The 942-nt window shown below is 40.7% G+C and carries 1 protein-coding gene; it reads right to left on the bottom strand.

Annotated features, from left to right (window positions below):
- Positions 1-893, bottom strand: an 893-nt coding sequence (locus tag A3766_RS04670; protein WP_231882832.1) for an AarF/ABC1/UbiB kinase family protein, incomplete at its 3' end; no start/stop codon positions are given.
- Between the last annotated feature and the right edge of the window lie 49 nt (positions 894-942).

Below are 942 nucleotides of genomic sequence, written 5' to 3'. Positions count from 1 at the left end.
AAAAATTGCTTTAATAACAAAGCAAATTCTCTAGGGAAGTGGATACCATTCTGCTCACCAACCTTAACCATATCCATTAGCACATTATTAATATCATCTTCACCCTGCGTCTCGAACATCGCTGTATCGGGGACCATCACATCTAGTTTATTAAACACTCGACGTAAATCGTTTGCTAAGTCATCAACAATGACATCTTTATCTGTGACACCAATGCGAATCATCGCATCAGCCATACCCTCAAAGTTTCCAATCATAATCGCTGATATAAAGTCTGAAACAGCTTCCCAGGTGCCAGGGTTAATACGACCTACAATACCAAAGTCGATAAAGCCGATACGACCATCTTCGAGAACCATTAAGTTACCTGCATGAACATCAGCGTGGAAAAAGGCACACTGCGTCAAACTAGAGAACCAGGTATTCATTGCTGTGATCAATGTCTTTTCGGGATCGGAGCAGTATTTACGAATTGTATCCAAATCAGTTAGCGATACACCATAAAAACGTTCCATTGTCAGAACTCGTCTCGAGCTAGCGCTTCGATAAACTTTAGGAACGCAAACATCCTCGTGGCCAGCACTATGCAAAAACTCGCTAAACTCATCTAGGTTATTTGCTTCTTTTATAAAATCACACTCTTCCATCATTGTGCGCTGAATTTCTTCAACGACACCAGACATAGATGTCCATGATAGCTTTGGTGCCAGATGTTCAATAATTCTCGCTGAGACATAGAGAAAGTTAAGGTCTGTAAGCAATACATTCTCAACACCTGGCTTTTGAATTTTGATCACTACATCTTCACCCGATACAAGCTTGGCAGCATGAACCTGAGCAATAGAAGCGGATGCTAAAGGAACCGGGTCAACATAAGAATAAACTGCACTCAAAGGCTTACCTAATTCATTTTCAATAATCTTTCGAGCCACAGAAAAAGAA

This window comes from Oleiphilus sp. HI0132 (genome assembly GCF_001635845.1).
Note: the sequence above shows the minus strand (reverse complement) of the source record. Positions and strands in the feature narration are given on the sequence as shown.